Here is a 26,910-nt window from a genome sequence, read left to right on the forward strand (position 1 = left end):
CTGCGGCCGCCTGACTCGGGTGCGCTGCGGCATACATCTCTCACAAGGAAGGTCCCCATGAAGGCCCTGATGCACCACCAGTTCGGCGACCCCAGCACGGTCCTGGCACCAGCAGAAGCTCCCACTCCCGAGCCCGGCCCAGGTCAGGTGCGCGTGCGCTTACTCCTGTCTCCCATCCACAACCATGACCTCCTCACCGTCAGCGGCGACTACGGCTTCAAGCCCGAGCTCCCCGCCCGCGCCGGCACCGAGGCCGTCGGCATCGTCGAAGCAGTGGGACCTGAGGTTGACACTGTTGCTGTGGGCCAGCGTGTCGCCACGGGCGGGACGTTCGGGGTCTGGGCGGAGCAGTTCATCACTCATGCCGCGGACCTTGTCCCTGTTCCTGATTCACTCACCGATGAGGCCGCCGCTCAGGTGGTATCTATGCCGTTCTCGGCTGTCAGTTTGCTGGACTCGCTTGGCCTGGAGTCGGGCGACTGGATGATCCAGAACGCCGCCAACGGCGCCGTAGGGCGCTTGGTCGCCCAACTAGCGAAGGGCCGCGGTATCAATGTGGTCGGCTTGGTGCGCCGTGCCGATGGCGTGGCTGAGCTTGCTTCACAGGGCATCGACCGCGTGGTCGCCACGGACGCACCGGGTTGGCAGGAACGCGTCACCAGGATCACGGATGGCGCACCGCTGAAGGTGGGCATCGACTCTGTGGGCGGCGACGCCACCGGGGATGTGTTGTCGCAACTTGCGGAGAACGGCACGCTCGTGATCTTTGGTGCGATGGCCTCCCCCACCGCTGTCCTGAGTTCGGGCGAGGTCATCTTCAAGCAAGCCACAGTCCGCGGGTTCTGGGGCAGCAAGGTTGCTGCCAGCATGACCGCCACCGACCGGCTGCGTCTGATGCAGGAAGTCTTCGCTGGGCTTGAGGCCGGCACGGTGACGTTGCCAGTGGCGGCCACGTACCCGTTGAGCGATATCGCAGGTGCCGCCCTCGCCACCACCACACCTGGCCGCGTGGGCAAGGTGTTGCTGAAGCCCTAACCCCAGAAGGGCCGATGCCCGGGCGCACTGGGCATCGGCCCCCACTACCTCCGCCTCTCACCACCCACCGAGTGCGCACTCAATGCGCTCTCCGCGCCGCGCAATGAGCCCAGTGGCCACCCCACACATCCCACGCGTCCACAGGTGTTTCGCGGCCGCACCATCACCGCCTACAGTGGAGCAAATCTCAACGTTGAGAAAGAGGATCCATGGCGGACGCGACCTTGCCCACCACGCTGATCATCGGAGCGGGACCTGCGGGCCTTGCCGCAGCGCGCGCCCTCAAGGAACACGACCTTCCGTATGACCAGGTGGAACGCCATCACAGCGCTGGCGGTTTGTGGGATATCGAGAACCCTGGCTCCCCTATGTATGAGTCGGCCCATTTCATCAGTTCAAAGACTCTGAGCAACTTTCACGGCTTCCCTATGCCGGAGGGCTATCCGGACTATCCAAGCCACCGCCAGATCCTCGCGTATCTGCAAGCCTTCGCGGACCACTACGGCCTCACGGAGCGGATCACCTTTGGCACCACTGTCACCAAGGTGACGCGCACCAAGGCCGGGCGCTACACCGTCACCTTCACCTCGGCATCGGCTGGGGACACCGCAGCAGGAGCCCGGACCCAGCGCACCTACGATCAGGTGATTGCGGCCAGCGGGGTGCAGTGGGATCCCACCATCATCGAGGTTCCCGGCTTTACTGGCGAGGTCCGCCATTCCGTCACCTATCGCGACCCCAGTGAGTTCACGGGCCGGCGTGTCCTGATCGTTGGCGCAGGTAACTCGGGTTGTGACATTGCGTGTGATGCGGCGCGCACCGCGGACCACGCAGAAATCTCTATGCGCCGCGGCTACTGGTTCATTCCTAAACACATCTTTGGCATGCCGGTGGACGTGTTTGCGCAAGCCGGCCCCACCCTTCCCATGTCAACGGAGCAAGCCGTGTTCGGCCGAATGCTGCGGATCATCAACGGCGATGTCACTCGCCTGGGCCTCCAAGAGCCGGACCACAAACTCTTCGAAACCCACCCCATCTTGAACGACCAGCTCCTGCACTACCTGGGCCACGGCGACATCACGGCACGTCCCGCGATCGCGAGCGCCAACGGCTCTACGGTCACTTTCACGGACGGCACCACTGAGGACTTTGACCTGATCTTGTTGGCCACGGGCTACCGCCACACGGTGCCGTACGCGCAGGATCTCTTTGGCGACCCTCAACATCCGGACCTGTATCTGACTGCTTTCAGCAGGAACCCTGGCTTGTACGGGCTGGGCTTTGTGGAGACCAACTCGGGCGCGTACAGGCTGATGGACATGTTGGCGCATATGGTCGCCTCCCACATCTGGGATCGGCATCATAGGGCCGATGCCTGGGCGGCTTTTGAACGGCACGTCGCGGAGGACTCGCCTGACTTGAGCGGTGGCATCAGGTTTGTGGATAGCCCTAGGCATCAGGGGTATGTCGATAGTCATGCGATGCAGCGCTACCTCAGGATGGTGGCAAAACGGATGGGTTGGGAGCTGCCGTGACTGCAGGCGCCAACCAGTCCGGCAGGTCTGTGCGTGCCCGGCGCGCTCCGTGGCAGGGCGCCGGCAAGGTGGTGGTCGTCACGGGTGGCGGTGGGGGCATCGGCGCGGCGGTGGCACAACAGGTCGCGGCCAGGGGCGCAACCGTCGTGATCGTGGACCTGCGTGCGTCGGCAGCGAACACGGTGCGGGCGATGCTCGGAGACGGCGATCATCAGATTCTGACGGGGGACCTCACCCAGCGGCAGGAGGTTGAACGCATCTTGTCCGTGATCGAGTCACGGCACGGACGCATCGATGTGCTCATCAACTCAATGGGAATGACGTCCGCTGAACGGTTCGATGAACGCTCCGTGGACTCCATCGACTGGGAGTTGACTGTCAACCTCCACGCGCCGCTCATGATGACCAGGCTTGCTATCCCGCTCCTGCACGCGGCACCCGATCCGCGTGTCATCACCGTGGTCTCGCTGGGCGCGATCTTCCCGCTGGGAGAGACGCCCATCTACACGGCATCCAAGTACGGGTTGCGTGGCGCGATGCTGTCGATCGCTTTGGACTTGCGGGACAAGGGCATCGCGGTGTCGTCGGTGCTTCCTTCCGCCACTGACACCCGCATGTTGCAGCAAGAGGCGCTCGACGGCGGCAACGCGTTCCAGTTCCAAGACCCTCCGCAAACCCCTGAGCACGTGGCGTCCACCATGGTGAGGCTGCTGGACCGCCCGCGCCTGGAGGCATACCCCAAGCCCAGCGAGTCGTGGCTTGTCCGGGCGGCGCTACTCGCCCCCAACCTGCTGCCCCGCGTCATGCCGTTGTTCCGCGGCAAGGGTGAACGCGGTCAGGCGAAGTACATTGCGCAGCTCCACGAGCGCGGACTGATCGACTCGAGCGGGAAGCTCCGCGACCGTTCCTCTTGACGGCGGCGCTCGCCAGGCGTAGCGTCAACAGAATTCGGTCGAACGACCGAACAAGAAGCACCACCATGGAGTCCCCGCCATGACCAAAGAACTTCCCCACGACACTCTGACGCGCATCCTTGAGGCGTGCCGCCACATTGTCCTCACGGAGGGTGCCGCTGCGGTCTCCACTCGCAAGGTCGCGGCCGCCGCGCAGGTGCCTTTGTCCCAGATTCACTATCACTGTGGCTCCAAGCGCGGCTTGATGCTCGCCATGTTTGCGGCGGAGAACGACAGACTCGTGACGCGGCAGGCCGCCATGTTTGCGGGCAATGAGCCCTTCGACGTGCAGTGGCGCAAGGCTTGCGACTACCTAGATGAAGACCTGGAGTCCGGGTATGTGAGGGTCTTGCAGGAGATGATCACGGCGGGCTACTCGGATGCCGAACTGCGCACGCAAGTGCGGACCATGCTGGATCGCTGGGCTGAGCTGATTCGCCAGGCTCTCAGTCACCACTACGAGCGTGGCTTACCACTCGGTCCACTCTCCCCCGCTCATGTCACCGCCTTGATCTGTGCGGTGTTCTTGGGGGCCGAGACCATGCTGCTGATGGGACAGGAAGGTGCGGCCACTCCCATCCGCGAGGCCCTGCGCGCGCTGGAACCGTTGATCGCCCAAGCGCACGCCGCGGCCTACGTGGAGTTTTGATCATGCGAGTCACGGAACCGACCACCACGGGAGTCGCGCACCGCGATGGCGCAGACATCCATGTCGAGATCTACGAACGCGACGCGCCCACCATCCTGCTGCTGCCCACCTGGGAGATCATCGACTCACGCCAATGGAAGGGGCAGGTCCCCTACCTGGCACGCCACTTCCGTGTGGTGCGCTACGACGCCGCGGGCACAGGCCAGTCATCCAAGCCGATGCGTCCCGAACGTTACAGCCACGCCAACAGGATGGCCGATGCGCTGGCAGTGTTGGACGCCACGCAGACCGAACGCGCGGTGGCGGTGGGGTTTTCCGCGGGCGGCTCGCTGGCGTTGCTGCTGGCCGCCTTCCATCCTGAACGGCTCCACGGTGCCGTCCCGCTTGCGGCGGGCCATCCACGATTCGGTGCACCCCCAGGGCGCCCCGAGCCCGCGCCCTGGGATCCAGACTCGGGCGACCCACCCCAGGAGTGGGCCAGCTTTGACCTGCGCTGGTGGAACCGCGATTGGGAGTCTTTCCTGCACTGGTTCATGACCACCATCAACAGCGATCCGCACTCCACCAAGATTGTTGACGAGGGCATGGAGTGGGCGTCCGAACAGGTTCCGGAGATCCCCTGGTGGAGCATCCAGGACAGCTGGGACCTGGACGTGGACGACTGGTACGACCGCCTGGCGACCTGCCAGGTTCCCACCCTGCTGATCCATGGCGATGCCGACACCAACACCGACTATCAGGCCTCCGTGTATCTCTCGCAAACCATGCCGAAGGCCACTCTTCACACTGTCCCCGGTGCCGACCACCCCGTCAACGCCCGCTTCCCCGTGCTCTTCAATCACCTGGTCCACGACTTCGCCGCTGAGGTCACCGGCGCTCCCTCTCGGCCCACCCTCCACAGCAGCGCATACGTAGCCCCGGCATCGGACCGGCGCAAGGTGCTGTACTTGTCCTCACCCATCGGCTTGGGACATGCCCGGCGCGACGTCGCCATCGCGGAATCGCTTCAGGCCAGCCATCCGGGCCTCACCATCGACTGGCTCGCGCAGGACCCTGTCACCCGCGTGCTGGAGGCAAGTGGGCATCGAATCCATCCCGCCTCTGCGCTTCTGGCGAGCGAGTCCGCGCGCTTTGAAGCAGACTGTGGCGACCACGCGCTCGATGCATTCGAGTCCGTACGCGACATGAACGACGTACTGGTGCACAACTTCCACATCATGAACGAGGCGGTGGCGGAAGGCGGCTACGACCTCGTCATCGGCGACGAGGCCTGGGACACGGACCATCACCTCCACGAAAACCCTTCACTCAAACGCGCCCAGTTCGCTTGGCTCACGGACTTTGTGGGGTTTGTGCCCATGCCAGCCGGAGGTGAACGCCAAGCAGCAGTCACCGCGGACTACAACCTCGAAATGATCGAGCACATTGACCGGCATCCTCACTTACGCGATCGTGCGGTGTTTGTGGGAGACCCGGAAGACATTGCGCCCGGAACGCTGGGACCGGGCCTGCCCGGGATTCGCGAGTGGACGCAAGCCCACTTCGACTTCGCCGGGTACGTCACCGGGTTCGACCCTCGCAACCTGGGCGACCGCGACAAACTCCGCGCCAGCATCGGCTTCAAGGACACAGAACTAGTGTGCGTGGTGTCGGTGGGAGGAACGGGCGTGGGGCGGCGGCTCATCGAGCGCATTGTCGCGGCCGCCCCACAAGCCCGTGCCGCAATCCCCCAGCTCCGCATGGTGGTCGTGACAGGCCCACGCATCGATCCCGCGACGCTGCCCCACGTCGACGGCGTCGAGTATCACTCGTATGTGGACCGGCTATACCGCTGGCTGGCAGCCTGCGACGTGGCGATTGTGCAGGGCGGCCTGACCACCACCATGGAACTCACCGCCGCCAAGGTGCCGTTCATCTATGTGCCGTTGCGGGACCACTTTGAGCAAAACGTTCACGTCCACGCCAGGCTGCAACGCTACGGGGCGGGAATGCGCATGGACTACGACAGCTTGACCCCAGCGGCGGTCGCGTCCGCCATCCACGACCTGCTGTCCTCCACGCCGGATTACCTCGACGTGGCCACCGACGGCGCCCACCGTGCCGCCCGAATGATCGGCGAACTCCTGTAACCCGTCGGCACCGTCGTAGCCTGGAACGGTGTCAAGCGAACAGGATGCATCCCCGGCATCCACCGCAGCAACGGGGATCGTGGACCTTGCGCGTGAGCAGCGCGTGATTTTGTGGATCGCCATCTTGGCGAGCTTCGTGTCCTTCCTCGACGGCACCGTCGTGACCGTCGCCCTGCCCGCCATCGTCGATGAGCTGGGGGGAGGTATCACCACACAACAGTGGACCGTGGACGCGTACCTCATCACGCTCGGTGCGTTCATCTTGGTCGCAGGGTCCGTCTCCGACTCATACGGGCGTCTGCGTGTCATGCGATGGGGACTGATCGGGTTTGGCGTCACGTCGGTAGCGATCGCGCTCGCCCCCACCGCCGGCTTGCTCATTGGCGCGCGACTCCTTCAAGGCATGGCCGGAGCCCTGCTGGTGCCCAGTTCGCTCGCCCTCATCACCTCCACGTTCCGTGGCGCCGCGCAAGCGAAAGCCATTGGCACGTGGACGGCCATGACCTCCGGCGCGATGGTGGCGGGCCCGGTGGTCGGCGGGCTGTTCGTGGATCTGTGGTCGTGGCGATTGGCGTTCCTCATCAACGTGGTGCCCATTGCGGTGACGTTGTGGCTGCTCACCCGCACGCAGCAGCGGGACGTGCGGCACCCGCAGGCCTACGTCGACTACCTCAGCGCGCTGCTGTGCGTCACAGGCCTGGGCGGCATTGTGTTTGCGTTCATTGAGCAGCCGAACCTGGGCTGGAGTCATCCCAAAGTCTGGATTCCCGCAGCAGTCGGAGTCGTCGCGTTCATGGCCTTCTTGGTCCGCCAAGCGAAGGTGCCGCGCCCCATGCTGCCGCTGACCATGTTTACTGTGCGGAACTTTGCGTGGGGAAACGTCACCACGGCTTTGGTTTACGGAGCGTTGGCGCTGAACGGCTTCATCCTGGGCGTCTACCTCCAAGAACAGGCGGGACTCTCAGCAACCGCGGCCGGGCTGGCGAGCTTGCCGATCACGCTGATCATGATTGCGCTCAGTTCACGCGTGGGTGCGTGGGCGGGCCGGTGGGGTCCCCGCATCTTTATGACTGCGGGGCCGCTCGTGATGGCTGTGGGCGCGGCCCTGATGCTGTTGGTGCGTGAGGACTTCCACTACTGGTGGCAGGTGTTCCCCGGCATCGTGGTGTTTGGCTTGGGCCTGACGTTGACAGTGTCTCCGTTGACGTCCGCCATCCTGTCGGTGATCGAGCCCGAACGCTCGGGGATCGCGTCCGCGACCAACAACGCGATCTCCCGCATCGCCGGGCTCATCGCGGTCGCGCTGATCGGCACCATCGTGGGTGGCACGCTCGACCTCGAGGGCTATCAACGTGCCACGGTCACCACTGCCGCGCTGATGGCAGTGGGTGGCCTGGTCTCGTGGTGGGGCATCCGCAATCCCGGCAAGGACCCGGCCTAGCGGTCGTCTTCGGGCAGGGTAAGGGCCGATGCTCGGGCCCGTTCCGCGGCTTCCGTCACTAGTCGCTGGTCGCCAGGGTCGGTGAGGGCGGCCAGTGCCCGCGCCTGCGCACGCTGTGAAGCACCCGCGAGGACCTCTTGTTCCTGGGCGGTGGCGCGCACCATGAGGTGCGCCACGACCCGCTGGAGACGTAGTCCCACTTCGACAAGGGCCGCACCGTCGCGGGCAATGGGCCGGAACCCGTCTTCCACGAGGTCGTCGAAGGCCAGTTCGGGCACGTAGAGCCGGTCATAGCGGACCCCGGATTCAGGCTCTGTCTCCATGACTCGCGTGAACACTCGCTCCATTGCGTTGAGTGCCTCGATGGCGGTGCCGGGGTCGTTGGTCGAGGGCGAGAGTGCGCGGCTCGCGATCTCGGCGAGAGCGACTAGTCCCAGGCGCGGGTCCTGTTCGTAGGTGCGGTGCGGTTCTACCAGGAAGGCTCGACTGACCGTGGCGAGTTCGTCGTTGGTGAGAGTCGCGGAGGACTCGACCCACGCCACCACTTCTGCGGCGCCGACGGTCACACCGGGAAGCACGGCCAGGTGCACATGGGCGTCAACCCGTCGCGCCCAGGAGTTGAGTTCGTCAAGAGCGACGCCCGTGAGACAGCCGGGGCGCGAAGCCACGATGCGCACAGCGTGTTCAGGAACGACGACAGCGGGCTGCCCTCCCAGTCGCGGGCGGCGAGCGTAGTCGCACGCAGTGGCGGTCGCGGCGGCTTCCACACGGTCGAGGATGTCCGGCACCCGTCCGAACTCGGTGAGGTGGTGAATCCAGCCCAGCAGGGTGATCACCACGATGACCACCACGGTAAGGGTCGCGATGAACAGGATGGTCCGGGCACCGTCGCCGAAGATGTCGGTCGCGAGCGCGATGATGCCCACGACGGCGAAGACAAACGCGCCCAGGAACGTCGAGAGTGCGTTCTGAGAGGTGGGGTCTTCGACAAGAAGCTGAGTGGCACGGGGGGTGGTGCTTTGTGCGGCGGCGGCGTAGGCGGAGATCATTGCGGTCAGCGAGAACGTGGTGACGGCAAGCATGCTGGTGGCCAAAATCTGCAGGATTTGGCTGACCGAGTCTTGACCGAACTCCACATCGACGGCGTCATCGAGGGTGGGGCCAAGCCACCAGGCCAGGGCCACCACCGCTACCGCGCCGACCGTGAAGAGTACCGCTCGGAACCACACTGCGGATGCGAGCCGCGACACCACAGTGCGCCAATGAACTGCCATCGCTATTGCCTCCCAAAAAGGACCGCGTCTGTCGTTTGCAGACTAATCCTTCAAGGAGAGATCGTGGAGCGTCGGCCGGCCATTCCCCAATGGCCGACCGACGCAAACCGGGTCTGTTCCGCTGACAGTGAGTGAGTGAAGTACCGTTCGCAAGGCGACCCTCAGCCTCGTGCGAACACCGTCATCGGGTGTGCCGTACCCGGCTCCGCCCCACCACACTGGGGCGGACACTACTGCGTTTATGCGGGGAGCGCGGCCTCAGCGAAGAGGGGCGTGTGAGGCGCTTCCCAGATGGGTCGGACCGCAGCTTGGAGCTCGCGCGGCTGCGGGTCATGCCAGGCCAGACCGTGACGTTCAGCAATCGCTGCGACCACGTAGGTCGAGACAGATGCGCGGGGAAACACTGCCTGGCAGCGCCAGACCGGTCCACTCGCGCTGGTGCTCGCGGGCCACTTCCACGGGCTTCCACGATCAACCTCGATGCCACCGCGACGTGAGGGCCGTTCGGGCCATACGTCGAGTAGGTCTAGCAGAAACGCCCGGATTGCGGGCGTTGGAGGAGCCACCTCGTTCATAAGGTGCTCGCAGGCCAGTCCGTAGAACTCACGGATCGCCTCGTCGCGTCCGGAGGGGATCTTTCCCTCCCACACATGCAGCACATGTCCCATGGCCAGCCACGCTAGGGAAATGTTCCTGAGAATTTACTCAGATAAGACTCACAGGAGAGAGAATCACCCTGTTACATCGTTTCGATAACCAAATGTAAGCGTTATCAGGGGCATCAGAGAGGCACTTTGTCTCAAGAGTCAACAATTCACCTTCATTTATCCCACATTCGAGAATGACGCAGCCCACCACACCCCATCAGGTCGTGAGCGAGGGACAAACGTCACTCCCACCACGCCAGCCCAGGAGTACCCTCAAAGGATGAACGCACCGCACTCAAGCGTCGCCTACATCTACAAGCCCAAGTCGCTCGCAGTGGCCTACCTCCTGTGGTTCTTCTTGGGCATTCTGGGCATCCACCAGTTCTACATGGGCAAGGTGGGGCGAGGCGTGCTCTACCTCTTCACGGGCGCAGTGTTCACCATCGGCTGGTGGGTGGACCTGTTCACCCTGCCGTCGCAGGTCCGCACCATCAACGCACAGCGCGCGGTCGGCATCCGCTAACAGCAGCGCTCACCTCAGCGCTTGCCACCATCACACGCCAAGCGCCTACACGTCGCGGAACGCCTACAAGCCGTCGAGCAGCTCCACACCCCACGCAGCCTTTTCTTCAGCCGTGTAGAACGCGGTCCACCCCTCACACTCACCGCCGTGAGCCTCGGCAATCCGCTCCCCCACGTCAATCGCTTCCCGCAACACGTCCGGAACCATCACCGCATCGCGCCGGTACAGCAGGATCCCCCACTCCTCCACGCCATGACTTGGCGGCACCAATTCCCCCGGCTCCCGCAACTGTCCTAGCTCTTTGGCAGCGGCTCGCGCCCCTTCTTCGTTTGCGAAGGACAGCGACACTTCCAAGTTCCGCTCAGCGCCAGCATCGGCTCCTCGCGCCAGGAATGTCTCCCACTGCTGCGCATCATCCGACCACAGTCCATACGGCTCAGTGCGGCGGCGTTTGCGCGAGAACAATCCCATGCTGCTCACGCTAGTACCTCCACGCTGGACCACCGTGCGACTTTGGTCGCGCGACCGCACGGCATTGGAGCCAAAGCCCCCGGTCTTGATAGCGTCGAGTTACCTCGTCACCGCTGGGAGGTGGGCATGAATGAGACCCTGGTAGGCACCCTGCCACGAGACTTTGGGGTGCACTCAGAGGTTGGCAAACTCCATCAAGTCCTGGTGTGCTCGCCCGGACTGGCTCACTACCGGCTCACGCCCTCCAACGCGCCGGACCTGCTGTTCGACGACGTCATGTGGGTCGACAACGCTGAACGCGACCACGCCGAGTTTGTGGACCTCATGCGCGCCCGCGACATCGATGTGGCCGAGCTGACCTCACTGCTGACAGACATCCTTGCGCTTCCGCACGCACGTGCGTGGCTCTTGGACCGCAAGATCACTCCCAATGAAGTGGGCCTGGGACTCGTCGAAGACGTACGCGCCTTCCTGGACGCACTCACGCCCGCAGACCTTGCCCGCTACGTCTTGGGAGGCCTCTCCACCGGCGACCTGCCCGGCGACTTCACCCCAGCCTCCGTGGCACTGGTCCGCGAAGAGTCCGGCATGCGCGACTACCTCATGCCACCTCTGCCCAACACCCTGTACACCCGCGACACCACCAGCTGGATCTACAGCGGCGTCACCCTCAACCCCCTGTACTGGCCTGCGCGCCACGCAGAAACCCTGGTAATGAAGGCCATCTACACCTTCCACCCCATGTTCGTCGACAAGGTCACCACGTGGTGGGGAGACCCCGAGTTCGATCACGGGCTCGCCACGCTCGAAGGTGGCGACGTGATGCCGCTGGGTAACGGCGTGGTCCTCATGGGCATGTCAGAGCGCTCCAGCCGGCAAGCCATCACCCAAGTCTCGACCGAACTGTTCGCCGCCGGCGCCGCAGACCGCATCGTGGTCGCAAAACTGCCACGCATGCGGTCCGCGATGCACCTCGACACCGTCATCACTTTCGCCGCCCCCACCGTCGCTACGGTGTTCCCCTCCGTCACCGACCACATCGAGACGTACTCCATCTACCCCGGCCACAAGCCCATGGACCTCGACGTCCGGGAAGAGGCCGGGCTCTTCACCGACGTCCTCGCCCAGGCCATCGGCGCCAAGGACCTGACACTGATCGAAACCAGCGGCGATCACTACGCCGCTGAACGTCAGCAATGGGACGACGCCAACAACATCCTCGCGCTCGAACCCGGCGTGGTCGTGGCGTACGACCGCAACACCCAAACCAACAGCGCACTACGCGCCGCCGGTATTGATGTCCTCGAAATTGTGGGCGCAGAACTTGGCCGCGGGCGTGGCGGCGCCCACTGCATGACACAACCATTGGTACGCGACCCGGCCTGAGCATCGGCCCCCGAATCCTCAGTGTCGGTACAGCCCCGCCAGGAACCGTGGGCTAGCCTCACAAGTAGCGAGGAGGTGCCATGTCCACGGGCCCCATGAGGCGAGCCATGACACGCCTCACACAACCACACACGGCACGCCCCAAGGCCCCCGGGATCACGCAACTGAGTTTCTCTGGCGTGGGGCTCGTGGTAGGGCTGTACTTCTTCTCGATTTCCCTCACACCGTCCCTCCTGCCCCGCGAAGGCTGGATCCAAGGACTGAACTCGGGCGTCACCTTCACCGTGGGGTACGCCATCGGAGTGGCGCTGTACGCAGTGGCGCGGTTCTTGACCGTCCCCGCGGCGCGGGGCTGGGTTCGGGCACTCCTGCTCATCGTGTCGCTCGGTGCGATCGCGTTGCAAACAGGCTTCGCCGTGTGGGCCTACGTGGGATGGCAAAACGACACCCGCGCCAGCTTTGGACTGGACCCGCTATCACCGTGGGTATGGCCCGTGATCGTCATCGTTGCCACCCTGGTAGCCGCCGCGCTGCTGATCGTGGGCCGCAGCATCCGCACCCTGTTCCGCTGGGCAGACAACATCGTGGACAGGTTTCTCCCCCGGCGCCTCGCAGTAGCGGTCGTCGCCGTGGTGCTCGGGTCCCTGTTGTGGTGGGTGGCATCGGGTGCGTTCGTCAACGCGTTTTTCACCGTCTCGAACTGGGCGTTCTCAGGCCGCGACCTCGACACCAACCCCGGAGCCTCGCAGCCTTTGGACACCCTCAAGTCGGGGTCACCTGAGTCGCTCATGGCGTGGGAAGACCTGGGCCGTCAAGGCCGCTCCTTCGTGTCGACCGGCCCCACCGCAGACGACATCGACGCCGCCATGGGTGGCGGAGCACGCGAACCCATCCGCGCCTATGTGGGCCTGCGCTCCGCTGACACATTAGAAGAACGTGCGGACCTGCTGCTGGACGAACTCATCCGGGCCGATGCGTTTGATCGGGAAGTCCTGGTGGTCGCCACCACCACCGGAACGGGCTATCTGGACCCCCACGGCGTCGACTCGCTTGAGTACCTGTGGAACGGGGACACCGCAATCGCGGGAGCACAGTACTCGTACCTCCCGTCGTGGATCTCGCTGCTCGCGGACCAGGAGGAGGTGGAAGAGACCTCGCGCGTGATGTTCCGCACCATCCACGACTACTGGTCAACCCTCCCCGATGCGGACCGCCCCCGTCTGTACCTCTACGGACTGTCCCTGGGCACCACAGGCATCGAAGCAGTGCTGTCGAGTATCGAGATTCTCAACGAACCGATCGACGGCGCCCTCATGACAGGCCCGCCCTTCCTCAACGAAGTTCACTTTGAACTCACCCGCGACCGGGATCCTGACTCCCCAGCGGCACTGCCAGTCTTCAACAACGGACGCACCGTCAGGTTCGCGAACGAAGAGGGACTAGCGCCCGGCAATGGGCCCGTGTGGGGAGACACGAAGGTGGTGTACCTCCAGCACGGATCCGACCCGGTGGTGTGGTTCAACCAGCACCTCGCACTTGCTGAGCCGGCCTGGCTTGCGGAAGGCGAACGCGCACCCGATGTCTCCCCCACCATGGAGTGGTACCCGCTGGTGACAATGTGGCAAGTCCTACTGGACATGCCCTCATCTGGCGGCGTGCCCGAAGGGTACGGACACTTGTACACGGCGACTGCCAACCTCCACTCCTGGGCAGAAGTGACAGACAGCCCGCTCACGGACACCGAGCGCGAGGCGCTGGCCGCCCACCTGGAAGAGCGCGCCACCCTCATTGACGACTACCTCAACCGGATCACTGGCTAGCAACCGCGACCGGCGGTAGGCCCGGATTCGACCCGGGCCACAACAAAGGGCCACGTAGAATGTCCCAATGTTGCACCACGCCCCTCTCCTGACGACCATGGCCGTCGGTCTGGTGCTGGCCTTCGTCTTCGGCTTCCTTGCCCAGAAGATGCGCTTGTCCCCCATCGTGGGATACCTCGCCGCAGGCTTGCTCATTGGCCCCTACACCCCCGGATTTGTGGGCGACACGGACGTTGCATACGAGTTGTCGGAGATCGGCGTCATCCTGCTGATGTTCGGCGTGGGACTGCATTTCTCCTTCAAGGACCTCCTTGCCGTCAAGAAGGTCGCCATCCCCGGCGCCGTCCTCCAGATGACGGCAGCCACCGCCCTCGGCACCGGCGTAGGGCTGTGGCTCGACTGGGGCCTGGGGGCATCGCTGCTCTTTGGTCTGGCGCTTTCCGTTGCCTCAACCGTGGTCATGCTGCGCGCGCTTGAGGACAAGCAACTGTTGGATACGCGCGCAGGCCACATCGCGGTGGGGTGGCTGATCGTTGAGGACCTCGCCATGGTGATCGCACTTGTGGTGATCCCTGTCCTGGCCGTGGACGCCAACAGCCCCGGTGCCATCGTGGGCGAGCTGGCGTGGACCATCCTCCGTGTCGCGATCTTCGTTGCGCTCATGCTCATTGTGGGCAAACGCGTGATCCCCTGGCTGCTGGCCAGAGTCGCTGACACGGGATCGCGGGAACTCTTCACGCTTTCTGTCCTGGCGATAGGCATGGGTGTCGCTGTGGGCGCCGCGTGGCTCTTCGAAGTGTCGTTCGCCTTGGGCGCGTTCTTTGCCGGCATGATCATGCGTGAATCCGACCTGTCCCACCGCGCTGCTGAAGACTCCCTGCCCCTGCGAGACGCGTTCGCGGTCCTGTTCTTCGTGTCCGTGGGCATGCTGGTGGACTGGCGCATCGTCCTTGAAGCGCCCGTCGCGCTCCTGGTGACGACTCTCGTCATCGTGGTGGGTAAGACTGTGGTCGCCTTTGGCCTGGTCCGCATCATGAAGTACTCGCGGCGCATGTCACTCGTGGTTGCGGTGTCGCTCGCCCAGATTGGCGAGTTCTCCTTCATTCTGGTGACCCTGGGTGGCGAGTACGAGATCCTTCCCCAGGACGCCCAAGACCTGGTCCTGGGCGGCGCAATCCTGTCGATCATGCTGAACCCCTTGCTGTTCGCTTGGGCTGGCCGCTTCTACCGTGACGCTCACGATCCGGACCTCCCCGGTGGAGATGTCGAAGGAGACGCCGATGCCGTCCAGGCCTACAGCGGCCCTGAGCATGTGATGGTGGTGGGCTTTGGCAGGGTCGGTACGCGTGTGGCGACCACCCTGTGGCAGGAAGGTGTGCCCACGGTGGTGGTTGCGGACGACGAAAATGTGGTGAAGGCACTGAGGGAGGACGGCCAGCAAGCCATCTTGGGCAATGCAGTGCGCTCCAAGGTGCTGAAGGCCGCGGGGCTCGAACAAGCCACCACTGTGTTGGTCGCCATTCACGATCCTTTGAATGCGGGCGCGATTGTCTCCAAGATCAAGAAGCTCAGCCCTGACACGCGCGTGATTGCCCGCGGCCACGGCGACACCGATGTGGCCTATCTCGAGGAACTGGGAGCTGATCGGGTGCTCGTGGGTGTCTATGAGGTCGCAGACCTGATGGCTACCGATGTCATGTCCGACACCCCAGTACCAAAGGCAGATCCCGACGACCGCCAGGCGACAACGTAGACACGGAAGTAGCCTGAGGTGATGAGCACCCCTTCTGCATCCTCGAGCCGCCTTGACGCCCTGGTACGCCAGCTCGAAGCTGCGCTAAGCCACGCCTTTGATGAGGCACTTGCGGACCGTTCCACCACTCGGGTGGAGTTCCTGATGCTGTCTGTCTTGGCACATGCGGATCACCCGCTGACATGGGAGGAGGTCGAGGCTCGCATGCCCGCGCAGCTAGGACCTGCCACCCTCACCGAGGCGTGGACGGGTTTGATGTCAGGCCACTGGGCCACGGACGGTAGCGACGGTCGTACGATCACCGCGGACGGCCAGGAAGCGCTCGAGGGTCTGCACTCCGACATTGAGGACATTCACGAGCGCGCAGCCTCCGGTGTCACCAACGAGGACTACGCGACCGCGGTCGCCGTCATGGAGACGATGCTCACCAACCTCACGGACTAGCCTCACCCCGCGCATGGCGAAGGCCCGCCTCACCACAACAGTGAAGCGGGCCTTCCTTGCGAAGTCGGAGAGGACCTAGTCCTTGCCGTCGATCTTGCTCTTCAGCAGGAAGGTCAAGAGGATCCAGCCTGCGAGCGCCGAGGCGAGCCACACGATCACCGTTCCCAGCAACCAGGCGGTCACACCGTCAATGGTGAGGCCATCGGTGAAGATCGTCGTGAGGAGCAGTGCGACGAAGGTGGAGATCAGGGCGACACCGCCCTGCAGCGCCTTCGCGTACTTCACTGCCATCTTGAAGATGAAGGGAGAGAACAGGGCCTGGGCGACCACGAAGATCAGCACGGCGACAATGAAGCCGCTCAACTGAGTGTCGAAGCCGTCCACGAAGTAGTCAGCGACCCACAGGCCGACGACCGCAGCGATGAGGTTGGTCAGAGTGTTCCACAAGAATCGCACCATGGTCCTGACGGTACTCCTCCTCATGCCAGTCGTGCAGGACGAACGTCCACGACACGCCTGGAAGAGTCGCTACTCCGTGCCGCGCGTCACTCTGTTCCACGCATTGGTGACGGCAACGGTCTCCACAATTGCGCCCAACTGCTTGCGAGTGAAGAACTCCCCTGCCAGCTCACGCGCCTCGACTTCCAGCCCGCGGGGATAGTCAGTGAGGATTTCCGCGAACCTCACCGCCGCGGCGTCACCCTCGGAGATCAGATCGTGGCGCATCAGTTTGACGGGACGGGCGAGGGCAGAGATCAGCACTGGCGATGCTCCCTGCGCCGCCAACTGCTCAGAGTGCAGACGAATGCAGTAGGAACAACCATTGATGTGAGACACCCTCAGGCGGATCATCTCGCGCAGGCGCGGCTTAAGATCCGCGCCCACTGTCATGTCAAAGTCCTCGAGCGCCTTGAGGAACTCCGGACGTACCCTCGCCGCTGTCACGGAAGGGACCATAGCAACGCCACACGCCCTTGCGCTACCACCCTCGCCATAAACGACCGTTTACCGGCTCGTTACCGCCACTTTCCTTGCTCCTGAACAGGCATCGGCCGTCAGACCGACCCGGATTCCTGCACAGGTGCACAGTTCTGGAACAATGAGCCCATGACTGCGCGCATCCCCGACAAAGTGACCGTCGACGGACTCGAAGACCGCTGGAACGACACCTGGGAAGAAGCCGGCACCTACCGGTTCGACTCGTCGAAGTCCCGCGAAGAGATCTACTCGATTGACACCCCTCCCCCCACGGTGTCGGGATCGCTCCACGTCGGCCACGTATTCTCCTACACGCACACCGATGTCGTGGCGCGTTTCAAGCGCATGTGCGGTCGTGAGGTCTTCTACCCCATGGGTTGGGATGACAACGGCCTGCCCACTGAGCGTCGCGTCCAGAACTACTTTGGTGTCCGATGCGACCCCACCCTCCCCTACGTCGAGGGCTTTGAGCCGCCTCACGAAGGTGGCGAAGGCAAGTCGATCAAGGCCGCCGATCAGCAGCCCATTTCCCGACGCAACTTCATTGAACTGTGTGAACGCCTCACCGAAGAGGACGAGCAGCAGTTCGAGCACCTGTGGCGTCGCCTAGGACTCTCGGTGGACTGGTCGCGCACCTACCAGACCATCGCACCGTCCTCCCAGGCCGTGGCCCAGCAGGCGTTCATCCGTTCACTCAAGCGTGGCGAGGCATATCAGGCCGAGGCCCCCACGCTGTGGGACGTGACGTTCCGCACCGCTGTCGCCCAAGCCGAGCTTGAGGACCGGGAGCGTCCCGGCGCCTACCACCGCCTCGCATTCGAGCCTGCCGCGGACATGGAAGAGGCCACCGGCTCATTCGAGTCAGTGTGGATCGAAACCACCCGCCCCGAGCTCCTGGCCGCGTGTGTGGCCCTCGTCGCCCACCCGGACGACGAGCGCTACCAGCCGCTGTTCGGCAAGCATGTGCGCACCCCCATCTTCGGTGTCGAGGTGCCCGTCGTGGCACACCGTCTGGCGTCGCCAGACAAGGGCTCCGGCATCGCCATGATCTGTACGTTCGGTGACGTCACCGACGTGATCTGGTGGCGTGAGCTCGACCTCCCGGTCCGTTCCATCCTGGGCCACGACGGCCGAGTGCTGTCCGACGCTCCCACGGGGATCGACTCCGAGGCTGGCCTCGCCGCCTATGCAGAAATCGCTGGCATGACCGTGTTTTCCGCACAAAAGCGCATGGTGGAGCTGCTGCAGGAGGCGGGCGTCATGGACGGCGAGCCGCGTGCCATCCAGCACCCCGTGAAGTTCTTCGAAAAGGGCGACAAGCCCCTCGAGATCGTCACCTCCCGCCAGTGGTACATCGCCAACGGCGGCCGGGACGCCTCGCTGCGCACCGCGCTCTTGGGACGCGGCGACGACCTGAACTTTGTGCCCGCACACATGGGCAAGCGCTACGAGAACTGGGTCAATGGCCTCACCGGCGACTGGCTCATCTCCCGTCAGCGCTTCTTTGGTGTGCCCATCCCCGTGTGGTACCCCCTCAACGACGCAGGCGAGATCGTGTGGGACTCCCCCATCGTTCCTTCCGAAGACCAACTGCCCGTGGACCCTTCCTCAGACGCCGCCCCCGGCTTCAGCGAAGACCAGCGCGATGTCCCCGGTGGCTTCACCGGCGAGAAGGACATCATGGACACCTGGGCTACATCCTCATTGACGCCCCAGATCGTGTGCGGGTGGCGTGACGACCCCGAGCTGTTCGCCAAGACCTTCCCCATGGACCTTCGCCCCCAGGGTCAGGACATCATTCGCACCTGGCTGTTCTCCACCGTGGTCCGCTCGCATCTGGAGCACCACGATCTGCCGTGGAAGCACGCCGCGATCTCTGGCTGGATCCTGGACCCGGACCGCAAGAAGATGTCGAAGTCCAAGGGCAACGTGGTGACCCCGCTGGGTCTCCTTGAACAGCATGGCTCCGATGCAGTGCGCTACTGGGCAGCCTCTGCCCGCCTGGGCACTGACGCAGCATTTGACGAAGGTCAGATGAAGATTGGCCGCCGCCTCGCGAACAAGGTGCTCAATGCCTCGAAGTTCGTGTTGGGTGCCACCGGCATCGCGACCGCAGCGAATGAGTCACTTGATGCTGGCATCGCGGCTACCGCGCATGTGAGCGGCGGCGTCATCAACGGTTCCCACCTAGGACTCGGTGGCGGTGCCGCTGGAGACACGCATCCTGCCGCCATGGACGGGACCGGTTCGCTCGTTTCGAATGCCCTGGACCGTGCTCTCTTGGCTGCGTTGGCTGACGTTGTCGAGACCGCGACCACCGCGTTTACTGCTTACGACCACACGCGCGCCCTTGAGCAGGCCGAGACCCTGTTCTGGACCTTCTGCGACGACTATGTGGAACTCGTGAAGGCACGTGCCTATGACGGCGCGGCTCCGGGCGAGGACATTGACCCGCTGGCGTCCTGCTCTGCTGGTGCGGCATCGGCCCGTGCCACGTTGGTGATTGCGCTTGAGACCTTCCTGCGCCTGTTCGCACCGTTCTTGCCGTTCGCGACCGAAGAGGTGTGGTCCTGGTTCCGCCCGGGTACCGTCCACCGTGCTGAATGGCCCACTGCGGCACCACTACACGCTGTAGTTGGCGATGGTGCAGACGCCACTATCGTGGGTGCAGCCGGCGAGGCGCTGGCCGCATTGCGCAAGATCAAGTCTGAGGCCAAGGTTTCCCAGCGCACCGAGATCGAGTCTGTGGACCTGCTGGTGCCTGAGGCTCGGGTTGCTGCCGTTCATGCCGCCAAGGCTGATGTCATGGCCGCTGGCCGTGTCAAGGCGCTGCAGATCGTTGATGCGGTGGCTGCGCTCGACGAGGGTGTGGATGGAGACGGTCCGGAAGACGGCTCCGGCGCTCCCCTTGCTGACACGAATGTGATGCGCACCGAGAACGCGGTGCTCGCTCAGGCCTAACCCCCGTTCCCTAACCCCCGTTCCCTAGCCCTCGCCCCCTTTCCCCTGGCCGTAGATACTCGGCGGGGTTCGGGCAGGTTGCACGCGCTGGCCGTCACTTTTCGACGGCCAGCGCGCCACCTTTTGCACGTTGTGCCATCACCGCACGCAACGTGTCGCGGCACCACTGCGGACGCTCCTTGATGTCCCAGTAAGAGAACCGGACGCTGACAATGCCCTGCGCCAACAGTGCAGCGTCTCGGTTGAGGTCGCGCTGCCAATGCCCCTGAGTGGCGTGGAAGGCAGCACCATCCAACTCCACCGCGATACGCAGTCCAGGGTGGTACATGTCGAGCCTGTAGCGCTGACCGCCCACCACCACGTCGAACTGCTTGATGAAGCTTCCAAAGTCGCGAAGGCCAAACACGTCACGGTGCGCATCCCGTTCCAGAACCGATTCCGCCCCGTCCTGCGAATCCTCGAGCAGTTGCTTCAGCAGCTGCCGGTCCTTGATACGAGGCATCAAGGCAAAGCACCGCCGCATCTCCTCACGCGAAATGCGGCCACGTGCCAAGGCACCCAGCACCACACCATCACGCGACTCATGCGGCAACCTCCCGTAGGCCTGCACCAGCGCCATGGCGGGGTCAACAATCTCCCAGCCGTTCACCACGTCGCACAGTGGCGAGTACTTGGCGTGAGTGATCCGAACCCAGTCAGGCACCTCAACGATCCTGGTCTTGCGCGGAATCAGAGCATTGATGACCCGTGGCGGCTCCGCGATTTCCCCGGCGATGTACAGCGCTGTGGAGCCTGATAGAATCCCTCGAGTTCCCAGCCAGCTTGCCACCGCATCCGCCCGAGTCCAGAAACTCGTCGCAGTCTGGGCGTGCGCATAGTGGTGCGGCGTGACCTTGACGATCTCCCCACGCTCGAGCGCCCTACGGACCGCAAAGTCGCTTGACGCAGCTACGAGTTCGTGGCGCGGGAAGGCGTGCCAGGTGGCGGCAAGAACGTCCGCGATCTCGCGCGGATGGGAACACTGTGGGAAGGCTCGGAACCGTTTCACAGTTGCCACTGTGTCCAGGCTCAACGCTCAGGAACACGGCCAGCAAGCAAGTTGTGGACAGGGCCGATGCTGGACGTGGGCTGTGGGCGGACGTGCAAGTTCCAAGGGGGTAGACGTGGCGGGTCGCGCCCGCCGGAGGTCCCCGGGCGCAGGCCGGTTGTGCAGGGGTGCCGGCCGCTCAGCGCGTGAGAACTACGGCCAGGACGCCGTAGGCGCCAGGGGCCCGCCGCGTTTCTACGGCTAGGGCTATGCGGCGCCTTCTTGTGGCTCGTCGAGGTGAGTCTCATAGGCAGGGAGCACCCGCTCCATCACGACATCACGGGTCACGACCACGCGAGCCACATCTTCGCGTCCCGGGACATCAAACATGGTCTCCTGGAGGACTTCCTCCATGATCGCGCGCAGACCGCGGGCGCCAGTGCCACGCTCCAGTGCCTGCTCAGCGATAGATTCAATCGCATCCGGCTCAAACTCGAGGTGCACGCCATCAAGGTCAAACATGCGCTGATACTGCTTGACCAGTGCGTTCTTGGGCTCCGTCAGGATCGACACCATGGCCTCAACGTCCAGCGGCGACACCGTCGCGATCACCGGCATGCGACCAATGAACTCAGGGATCAGACCAAACTTGTGAAGGTCTGCGGGGGTGACCTGCGCGAACAGGTCCGAGTTGTCTGCTTCCTTGAGCTGCGCTCCGAACCCGATGCCCTTGCGGCCCACCCGGGAGGAGATGATCTCTTCAAGTCCTGCGAAGGCGCCGCCCAGGATGAACAGCACGTTGGTGGTGTCGATCTGGATGAACTCCTGGTGGGGGTGCTTGCGTCCACCCTGCGGGGGTACAGAGGCCTGCGACCCTTCCAGAATCTTCAGCAGTGCCTGCTGGACGCCCTCACCGGACACGTCCCGGGTGATCGACGGGTTTTCCGCCTTGCGGGCAACCTTGTCAATCTCATCGATGTAGATGATGCCGCGTTGTGCCTTGTCGACGTCGTAGTCGGCGGCCTGCAGCAACTTGAGCAGGATGTTCTCGACGTCTTCACCCACGTAGCCGGCCTCGGTCAATGCCGTGGCGTCGGCAATGGCGAAGGGCACGTTGAGCATGCGGGCGAGGGTCTGCGCCAGGTAGGTCTTTCCTGTTCCGGTGGGACCAATGAACAACACATTCGACTTAGCGATGTCGACGTTGTCCTCACCGGCCTTGGCCGCTGTCTCTCCTGCACGGACACGCTTGTAGTGGTTGTACACCGCAACAGACAGCGCGCGCTTGGCCTGCTCCTGTCCCACGATGTACTGCTCCAGGAACCCGAAGATCTCCCGCGGCTTGGGCAGTTCGGTCAGCTCAGCCTCAGCCGCTTCCGCGAACTCCTCTTCGATGATCTCGTTGCACAACTCGATGCACTCGTCGCAGATGTAGACGCCGGGGCCTGCAATCAGCTTGCGGACCTGCTTCTGCGTCTTGCCACAGAACGAGCACTTCAGCAGATCACCGCTGTCGGCTGGTCGTGTCATCGGGGTCTCCTTTCACGGCCGCGGGCGCCATCAACTCGGGCCGTACCCATTCAGGCTACATAGGACCTCTGACGTGTGCCGCTCGACTCGCCGCCAGCGTGTTCGCCCGTGGATAAGTCCACTCGGGCGTTGGCGCCGCCTCCCCATGCGCATCGGCCCTCCGCACGCGACGACGGCCGCCTCTCCCAGCGGAGAGACGGCCGTCGTCATGAAGGCAGTGTGCGCCCGGTTTAGCCCTGAGCCTTGCCTAGCGCGCGGTCCTCAGGCGACACGGTGTCGACACCCTTGCGGGACTCGAGCACCTGGTCAACCAAGCCGTACGCCTTGGACTCCTGAGCGGACAGGAAGCGGTCGCGCTCGATGTCCTCGCGCACCTTCTCCGCAGTCTGGCCGGTGTGCTTGGCGAGGGTGTACTCCAGCCACTCGCGCATGCGGATCATTTCTTCCGCGTAGATCTCGATGTCCGAGGCCTGTGCGCGTGCGCCACCCTCGATGCGAGGCTGGTGGATCATCACGCGAGCGTTCGGCAGGGCGAGTCGCTTGCCGGGCGATCCAGCAGCCAACAGCACGGCGGCGGCGGATGCTGCCTGACCCAGGCACACGGTCTGCACCTCGGGCTTGATGTACTGCATGGTGTCGTAGATCGCGGTGAGCGCGGTCTGGGAGCCACCGGGGCTGTTGATGTACAGCGTGATGTCGCGGTCGGGGTCCTGAGACTCGAGCACGAGCAGCTGCGCCATCACGTCGTCTGCCGAGGCGTCGTCGATCTGCACGCCCAGGAAGATGATGCGGTCTTCGAACAGCTTGGCGTAGGGGTCTTGGCGCTTGAAGCCGTATGCGGTGCGCTCCTCGAACGAGGGCAGGATGTAACGCGACGACGGCCCTGCGGGGGCAGCCCCGCCAAAGCCTGCGGTGCGAGCACCGGCCTGCATTGCCTGGTAAATCTCGCTCATGCCTGGCCTCCCTGCGATGAGTCGCCTGCTTCTGCGGCGTGCGTGATGACCTTGTCGACGAAGCCGTACTCGAGCGCCTCGGGCGCGGTGAACCAGCGGTCGCGGTCGGCATCCTTGTTGATTTGCTCAACGGTCTTGCCGGTCTGCTCCGCTGTCAACGTGGCGAGCGTCTTCTTCATGTGCATGATGAGCTCTGCGTTGATACGGATGTCCGTGGTGGTGCCGTAGATACCGCCGGAGGGCTGGTGCATCATGACGCGGGCGTGGGGCGTCGCGAAGCGCTTGCCCTGCGCGCCGGAGGACAGCAGGAACTGTCCCATGGAGGCCGCCATACCCATGGCCACCGTCGCCACGTCAGGCTTGATGTACTGCATGGTGTCGTAGATCGCCATGCCAGCAGTGATCGACCCACCGGGCGAGTTGATGTAGAGGTAAATGTCCTTGTCCGGGTCTTCCGCGGCAAGCAGCATCATCTGGGCGCAGATGGCGTTGGCGTTGTCGTCGCGCACCTCATCGCCCAGCCAGATGATGCGTTCGCGCAGCAACCGGTTGAAGATCGAGTCGCTCAGCCCCATGCCGGAGCCGTCGCCTCGAGCCGTGATCTCGTTCACGTGAGTCCTCCTGTTTGAACGTCTTGCTTGACCCTAACGCGCGCACCCCGTTTGCTATTGCCGTTTACCCCCTTGTTTCGCTACAGGGTGAACAGGGAATCGCGGCTCTCGTCCTACGGGTGCGCCCCCTGTCCCCCTCAGGGGGGTGAGGGGGCAACATTCGTCCTGAGGGCCGATGCGCGGGTTGGTCCTGGCCGGTACGCTCAAGTGAGCATCGGCCCCAGTTCTTACGAGGAGAAAACGCCATGTCACAACCCCCAGAGGACCCTTTCGCCACGCCGAACAACAACGCAGACGCGAGCGCCACTCCCCCGCCCGCAGCGCCGCAGCCGGAGCAGCCTGGCCAGCCACAACCTGGGCAACCGCAGTACGGTGCTCCTCAGTACGCGGCACCGCCGCAGGGAGCTCCTCAGCCTGGCCAGCCGCCGTATGGCGCACCTCAGTACGCGGCTCAGCCCCCTCAGCAGCCCTACAAGAACCCTGCCACCGCAAAGAACTGGATGGGCATCACGTCGCTCGTGACGTCGATCTTGGGCATCAGCTTGGCGGGAATCATCTTCGGCCACCTGGGCCGTTCAGCTGTCCGCAAGGGCGAAGCCGACAACCCCGGAATGAGCCTGGCCGGACTGATCATTGGCTACATCGGGATGGTGCTCAGCATCATCGCGATCATCGCGATGTTCGCGTTCTTTGGCTGGTTCATTGACGAGTGCGGTGGCTCGAACCCCGCCGACTGGTGCACGAGCGAAGTGTCCTACACGTGGGAAGCACAAGGCGCCTAAACCACAAGATTCGGGACGATGCCCCGGAGACCTCCGTAGGGGGCCTTCCGGGGCATCGTCGCTTTCCGATAGATTCCAGGCGACATCAATCGTTCTATGAGGGGGATCTCATGAGCACTACTCCTGACGGTTCTGGCGTGCAGGACCCGTTTTTGACGCAGTCATCCACTCAGCAGGCAAACGCAGGGACCGCGCCGGTTCCCGCGCCGTACGCGCAAGCGCAGTACCCCGCCGCTCCATACTCACAGGCTCCATACTCACAAGCTCCGTACGGCCAGCCGGTTTATCAGCCGTATGGCGGTCCTGTCGCCTCGGACGCGAAGACGTGGATGAACATCACGGCTTTGGTGACGTCGTTGGTGGGGATCGGCCTTGCTGGCATCATCTTTGGCCACTTAGGTCTCGCGGCCGTCAAGCGTGGCGAGGCGCAGCAGCGCGGTTTGGGTCTGGCGGGACTGATTATTGGTTACGTGCAGCTTGCCGCCGTTGTGGGGCTGTTTGCTTTCTACTTCTTGATGCTCATTGGCATCTTCGGCATGGCAGCGACAGCGGGCTCAACCTACTAAGGGACCGCGACCCGTTGAGCGCTCAACGCTAAGCCGGTCCGCTCGCGCACAGAAACGTTGAGGGCCCCGTCACCGAAATGGTGACGGGGCCCTCAACGTATGTGGGAGGGGTGAGAGTTACTCGCCCTTCTCCTCAGTGGTCTCGTCCTCGGACTTTTCGTCTTCAAGCGAGCCGATGACCTCGGAAAGGTCCACGGCGTTGCCTGCGGTGTCCTTGATGGTCGCGCGGCGCAGCGCGAAGGCGGTGGCCTTCGAACGGGCAACCTCGGCCACGATCGCGGGGATCTGGCCGCCCTGCTCGACCTGCTGAATGAAGGTCTGGGGGTCCATGCCGTACTGGCGCGAAGCGTTGATCAGGTACTCGAGCAGTTCGCCCTGCTCAACCTCAATCTCGAGGTCGTCTGCGAGCTGGTCCAGGAGGATCTGCGCGCGCAGTGCCTTCTGAGCTTCCTCGGTGACCTCTGCGCGGTGCTCGTCGTCCTCAAGGCGGTTCTCGTTTTCGAGGTGGGCGTGGACCTCACCCTCGATGACCTTCTTGGGGAGTTCAAAGTCGGTGGCTTCGGTCAGCACGTCGAGGAGCTTCTCGCGCGCCTGCACGGCCTGGTTGTTGGCCTTGATGCGGGCGGCCTGCTCGCGCAGGTCAGTCTTGAGCTCTTCGACGGTGTCGAACTCGGAAGCGAGCTGCGCGAAGTCGTCGTCAACCTCAGGAAGCTCGCGCTCCTTGACGGCGGTGACCTTCACGGTGATCTGTGCGGTCTTGCCTGCGTGCTCACCTGCAGCGAGAGGCGCCTCGAAGGAGGTCTCTTCGTCTGCGGACAGGCCCACGAGTGCATCGTCCAGACCTTCGAGCATGTTGCCCGAACCGACCTGGTAGGAGGTGCCCTGGACGTTGTCCACGTCTTCGCCGTCGAGCTTCGCGGCAAGGTCGATGGTGGTGTAGTCACCGTCAGCAACGGGACGATCAACGGTCTTGAGCGAGCCGAAGCGCTCACGCAGGTTGATGAGGCGCTCTTCGACGTCCTCGTCGGAGACCTCAACGGGGTCAACCTCAACGGTGATGTCTGCAGCTGCAGGGATCTTCACCTCGGGACGGATCTCCACCTCAGCGGTGAACTCGAGGCCTTCGAAGCCTTCTTCCGAACCGGGAATCTTGACAACCTCAACCTCGGGCTGTCCGAAGGGGCGGATGCCCTGCTCCTTGACGGCATCCGAGTACCAGCCGGGAAGGCCTTCGTTGACGGCGTGCTCAATGACGGCACCCTTGCCCACGCGCTGTTCGAGGATGCGCGGCGGGACCTTGCCCTTGCGGAATCCGGGGATCTGGACCTGCTCGCCGATGTGCTGGTAGGCGTGGTCCATCGAGGGCTTGAGGTCTTCCTCGGTGAGGGTGACCGTGAGCTTGACGGTCGTGGCGTCGATCTTCTCGAGGGCGCTGGTCACTG

Annotated in this window: 24 protein-coding genes; 14 read left to right on the forward strand and 10 right to left on the reverse strand. The window is 63.9% G+C overall.

The window, feature by feature from the left end:
* The first annotated feature begins 57 nt into the window (after positions 1-57).
* The 6 genes from ON058_RS08615 (at position 58) to ON058_RS08640 (ending at position 7,742) form a co-directional block, all read left to right on the forward strand.
* Positions 58-1,035 (forward strand): zinc-binding dehydrogenase, encoded by a 978-nt coding sequence (locus tag ON058_RS08615; RefSeq protein ID WP_274668642.1) that lies wholly within the window; start codon positions 58-60, stop codon positions 1,033-1,035.
* A gap of 209 nt (positions 1,036-1,244) precedes the next feature.
* On the forward strand, positions 1,245-2,570 hold the full coding sequence (locus ON058_RS08620; RefSeq protein WP_274668643.1) for an NAD(P)/FAD-dependent oxidoreductase: 1,326 nt from the start codon (positions 1,245-1,247) through the stop codon (positions 2,568-2,570).
* Positions 2,567-3,484 (forward strand): SDR family oxidoreductase, encoded by a 918-nt coding sequence (locus tag ON058_RS08625; RefSeq protein ID WP_274668644.1) that lies wholly within the window; start codon positions 2,567-2,569, stop codon positions 3,482-3,484. The genes ON058_RS08620 and ON058_RS08625 overlap by 4 nt, the downstream gene beginning before the upstream one ends.
* A gap of 79 nt (positions 3,485-3,563) precedes the next feature.
* A complete protein-coding gene (locus ON058_RS08630; RefSeq protein WP_274668645.1) occupies positions 3,564-4,172 on the forward strand; it encodes a TetR/AcrR family transcriptional regulator in 609 nt (202 codons plus the stop codon).
* 2 nt (positions 4,173-4,174) lie between these two features.
* Complete coding sequence (locus tag ON058_RS08635) at positions 4,175-6,301, forward strand: alpha/beta hydrolase (RefSeq protein WP_274668646.1); 2,127 nt, start codon at positions 4,175-4,177, stop codon at positions 6,299-6,301.
* Positions 6,302-6,377: 76 nt separating this feature from the next.
* Complete coding sequence (locus ON058_RS08640; protein WP_342453044.1) at positions 6,378-7,742, forward strand: MFS transporter; 1,365 nt, start codon at positions 6,378-6,380, stop codon at positions 7,740-7,742.
* Here the strand turns inward: ON058_RS08640 and ON058_RS08645 are convergent.
* Positions 7,739-9,016 (reverse strand): DUF2254 domain-containing protein, encoded by a 1,278-nt coding sequence (locus tag ON058_RS08645; protein WP_274668647.1) that lies wholly within the window; start codon positions 9,014-9,016, stop codon positions 7,739-7,741. The two genes, ON058_RS08640 and ON058_RS08645, sit on opposite strands and share 4 nt — an antisense overlap.
* A gap of 239 nt (positions 9,017-9,255) precedes the next feature.
* Positions 9,256-9,684 carry a hypothetical protein gene (locus tag ON058_RS08650; RefSeq protein ID WP_274668648.1) on the reverse strand — a complete coding sequence of 143 codons (429 nt, stop codon included), beginning with the start codon at positions 9,682-9,684 and terminating at the stop codon, positions 9,256-9,258.
* A 259-nt stretch (positions 9,685-9,943) separates the two neighbouring features.
* Here ON058_RS08650 and ON058_RS08655 point away from each other — a divergent pair, with 259 nt between their 5' ends.
* Complete coding sequence (locus tag ON058_RS08655) at positions 9,944-10,186, forward strand: TM2 domain-containing protein (protein WP_274668649.1); 243 nt, start codon at positions 9,944-9,946, stop codon at positions 10,184-10,186.
* A gap of 63 nt (positions 10,187-10,249) precedes the next feature.
* Here the strand turns inward: ON058_RS08655 and ON058_RS08660 are convergent, their stop codons facing one another.
* Entirely contained in the window at positions 10,250-10,657 is a 408-nt protein-coding gene (locus ON058_RS08660; RefSeq protein ID WP_274668650.1) for a ribonuclease E inhibitor RraB, read from the reverse strand.
* A 126-nt stretch (positions 10,658-10,783) separates the two neighbouring features.
* On the opposite strand from ON058_RS08660, the gene ON058_RS08665 reads away from it, so the two are divergent.
* From ON058_RS08665 to ON058_RS08680, 4 genes are all read left to right on the forward strand, one after another.
* Positions 10,784-12,043, forward strand: a complete 1,260-nt coding sequence (locus ON058_RS08665; RefSeq protein WP_274668651.1) for an arginine deiminase — start codon at positions 10,784-10,786, stop codon at positions 12,041-12,043.
* An 80-nt stretch (positions 12,044-12,123) separates the two neighbouring features.
* Positions 12,124-13,863 carry an alpha/beta-hydrolase family protein gene (locus ON058_RS08670; RefSeq protein ID WP_274668652.1) on the forward strand — a complete coding sequence of 580 codons (1,740 nt, stop codon included), beginning with the start codon at positions 12,124-12,126 and terminating at the stop codon, positions 13,861-13,863.
* A gap of 67 nt (positions 13,864-13,930) precedes the next feature.
* Positions 13,931-15,616, forward strand: coding sequence for a YbaL family putative K(+) efflux transporter (gene ybaL, locus ON058_RS08675; RefSeq protein ID WP_274668653.1), 1,686 nt, complete (start codon positions 13,931-13,933; stop codon positions 15,614-15,616).
* A 21-nt stretch (positions 15,617-15,637) separates the two neighbouring features.
* Positions 15,638-16,060, forward strand: coding sequence for a hypothetical protein (locus ON058_RS08680; RefSeq protein ID WP_274668654.1), 423 nt, complete (start codon positions 15,638-15,640; stop codon positions 16,058-16,060).
* Between the two features lie 75 nt (positions 16,061-16,135).
* Here the strand turns inward: ON058_RS08680 and ON058_RS08685 are convergent, their stop codons facing one another.
* Together ON058_RS08685 and ON058_RS08690 are read right to left on the reverse strand one after the other, a co-directional pair.
* Positions 16,136-16,519 carry a phage holin family protein gene (locus ON058_RS08685; RefSeq protein WP_274668655.1) on the reverse strand — a complete coding sequence of 128 codons (384 nt, stop codon included), beginning with the start codon at positions 16,517-16,519 and terminating at the stop codon, positions 16,136-16,138.
* Between the two features lie 69 nt (positions 16,520-16,588).
* Complete coding sequence (locus ON058_RS08690) at positions 16,589-17,005, reverse strand: carboxymuconolactone decarboxylase family protein (RefSeq protein WP_274668656.1); 417 nt, start codon at positions 17,003-17,005, stop codon at positions 16,589-16,591.
* Between the two features lie 162 nt (positions 17,006-17,167).
* On the opposite strand from ON058_RS08690, the gene valS reads away from it, so the two are divergent.
* A complete protein-coding gene (gene valS, locus ON058_RS08695; RefSeq protein ID WP_274668657.1) occupies positions 17,168-19,999 on the forward strand; it encodes a valine--tRNA ligase in 2,832 nt (943 codons plus the stop codon).
* A 94-nt stretch (positions 20,000-20,093) separates the two neighbouring features.
* Here the strand turns inward: valS and ON058_RS08700 are convergent, their stop codons facing one another.
* From ON058_RS08700 to ON058_RS08715, 4 genes are all read right to left on the reverse strand, one after another.
* Positions 20,094-21,047, reverse strand: coding sequence for an endonuclease domain-containing protein (locus ON058_RS08700; RefSeq protein ID WP_274668658.1), 954 nt, complete (start codon positions 21,045-21,047; stop codon positions 20,094-20,096).
* Between the two features lie 246 nt (positions 21,048-21,293).
* Complete coding sequence (gene clpX / locus ON058_RS08705) at positions 21,294-22,556, reverse strand: ATP-dependent Clp protease ATP-binding subunit ClpX (RefSeq protein ID WP_274668659.1); 1,263 nt, start codon at positions 22,554-22,556, stop codon at positions 21,294-21,296.
* A gap of 230 nt (positions 22,557-22,786) precedes the next feature.
* A complete protein-coding gene (locus ON058_RS08710; RefSeq protein ID WP_274668660.1) occupies positions 22,787-23,509 on the reverse strand; it encodes an ATP-dependent Clp protease proteolytic subunit in 723 nt (240 codons plus the stop codon).
* A complete protein-coding gene (locus tag ON058_RS08715; RefSeq protein ID WP_274668792.1) occupies positions 23,506-24,084 on the reverse strand; it encodes an ATP-dependent Clp protease proteolytic subunit in 579 nt (192 codons plus the stop codon). Before ON058_RS08715 ends, ON058_RS08710 begins: the two co-directional genes overlap by 4 nt.
* A 281-nt stretch (positions 24,085-24,365) precedes the next feature.
* Here ON058_RS08715 and ON058_RS08720 point away from each other — a divergent pair, with 281 nt between their 5' ends.
* Both ON058_RS08720 and ON058_RS08725 read left to right on the forward strand, forming a co-directional pair.
* On the forward strand, positions 24,366-24,902 hold the full coding sequence (locus ON058_RS08720; protein ID WP_274668661.1) for a DUF4190 domain-containing protein: 537 nt from the start codon (positions 24,366-24,368) through the stop codon (positions 24,900-24,902).
* 110 nt (positions 24,903-25,012) lie between these two features.
* Positions 25,013-25,468, forward strand: a complete 456-nt coding sequence (locus ON058_RS08725) for a DUF4190 domain-containing protein (protein ID WP_274668662.1) — start codon at positions 25,013-25,015, stop codon at positions 25,466-25,468.
* 117 nt (positions 25,469-25,585) lie between these two features.
* Here the strand turns inward: ON058_RS08725 and tig are convergent, their stop codons facing one another.
* Positions 25,586-26,908: a trigger factor gene (gene tig / locus ON058_RS08730; RefSeq protein ID WP_274668663.1), complete on the reverse strand. Its 1,323-nt coding sequence runs from the start codon at positions 26,906-26,908 to the stop codon at positions 25,586-25,588.
* Positions 26,909-26,910: the final 2 nt, after the last annotated feature.

Origin of the sequence: Demequina sp. B12, from assembly GCF_028823635.1 — a bacterium.
Taxonomy (GTDB): Bacteria; Actinomycetota; Actinomycetes; order Actinomycetales; family Demequinaceae; genus Demequina.

Bases quoted from the DNA above. Each gene is read 5' to 3' on its own strand.
- ON058_RS08615 (WP_274668642.1), top strand. From the start codon at position 58: ATGAAGGCCCTGATGCACCACCAGTTCGGCGACCCCAGCACGGTCCTG.
- ON058_RS08620 (WP_274668643.1), top strand. From the start codon at position 1,245: ATGGCGGACGCGACCTTGCCCACCACGCTGATCATCGGAGCGGGACCT.
- ON058_RS08630 (WP_274668645.1), top strand. From the start codon at position 3,564: ATGACCAAAGAACTTCCCCACGACACTCTGACGCGCATCCTTGAGGCG.
- ON058_RS08635 (WP_274668646.1), top strand. From the start codon at position 4,175: ATGCGAGTCACGGAACCGACCACCACGGGAGTCGCGCACCGCGATGGC.
- ON058_RS08645 (WP_274668647.1), bottom strand. From the start codon at position 9,016: ATGGCAGTTCATTGGCGCACTGTGGTGTCGCGGCTCGCATCCGCAGTG.
- ON058_RS08650 (WP_274668648.1), bottom strand. From the start codon at position 9,684: ATGGGACATGTGCTGCATGTGTGGGAGGGAAAGATCCCCTCCGGACGC.
- ON058_RS08655 (WP_274668649.1), top strand. From the start codon at position 9,944: ATGAACGCACCGCACTCAAGCGTCGCCTACATCTACAAGCCCAAGTCG.
- ON058_RS08660 (WP_274668650.1), bottom strand. From the start codon at position 10,657: ATGGGATTGTTCTCGCGCAAACGCCGCCGCACTGAGCCGTATGGACTG.
- ON058_RS08665 (WP_274668651.1), top strand. From the start codon at position 10,784: ATGAATGAGACCCTGGTAGGCACCCTGCCACGAGACTTTGGGGTGCAC.
- ON058_RS08670 (WP_274668652.1), top strand. From the start codon at position 12,124: ATGTCCACGGGCCCCATGAGGCGAGCCATGACACGCCTCACACAACCA.
- ybaL (WP_274668653.1), top strand. From the start codon at position 13,931: ATGTTGCACCACGCCCCTCTCCTGACGACCATGGCCGTCGGTCTGGTG.
- ON058_RS08680 (WP_274668654.1), top strand. From the start codon at position 15,638: ATGAGCACCCCTTCTGCATCCTCGAGCCGCCTTGACGCCCTGGTACGC.
- ON058_RS08685 (WP_274668655.1), bottom strand. From the start codon at position 16,519: ATGGTGCGATTCTTGTGGAACACTCTGACCAACCTCATCGCTGCGGTC.
- valS (WP_274668657.1), top strand. From the start codon at position 17,168: ATGACTGCGCGCATCCCCGACAAAGTGACCGTCGACGGACTCGAAGAC.
- clpX (WP_274668659.1), bottom strand. From the start codon at position 22,556: ATGACACGACCAGCCGACAGCGGTGATCTGCTGAAGTGCTCGTTCTGT.
- ON058_RS08710 (WP_274668660.1), bottom strand. From the start codon at position 23,509: ATGAGCGAGATTTACCAGGCAATGCAGGCCGGTGCTCGCACCGCAGGC.
- ON058_RS08715 (WP_274668792.1), bottom strand. From the start codon at position 24,084: ATGGGGCTGAGCGACTCGATCTTCAACCGGTTGCTGCGCGAACGCATC.
- ON058_RS08720 (WP_274668661.1), top strand. From the start codon at position 24,366: ATGTCACAACCCCCAGAGGACCCTTTCGCCACGCCGAACAACAACGCA.
- ON058_RS08725 (WP_274668662.1), top strand. From the start codon at position 25,013: ATGAGCACTACTCCTGACGGTTCTGGCGTGCAGGACCCGTTTTTGACG.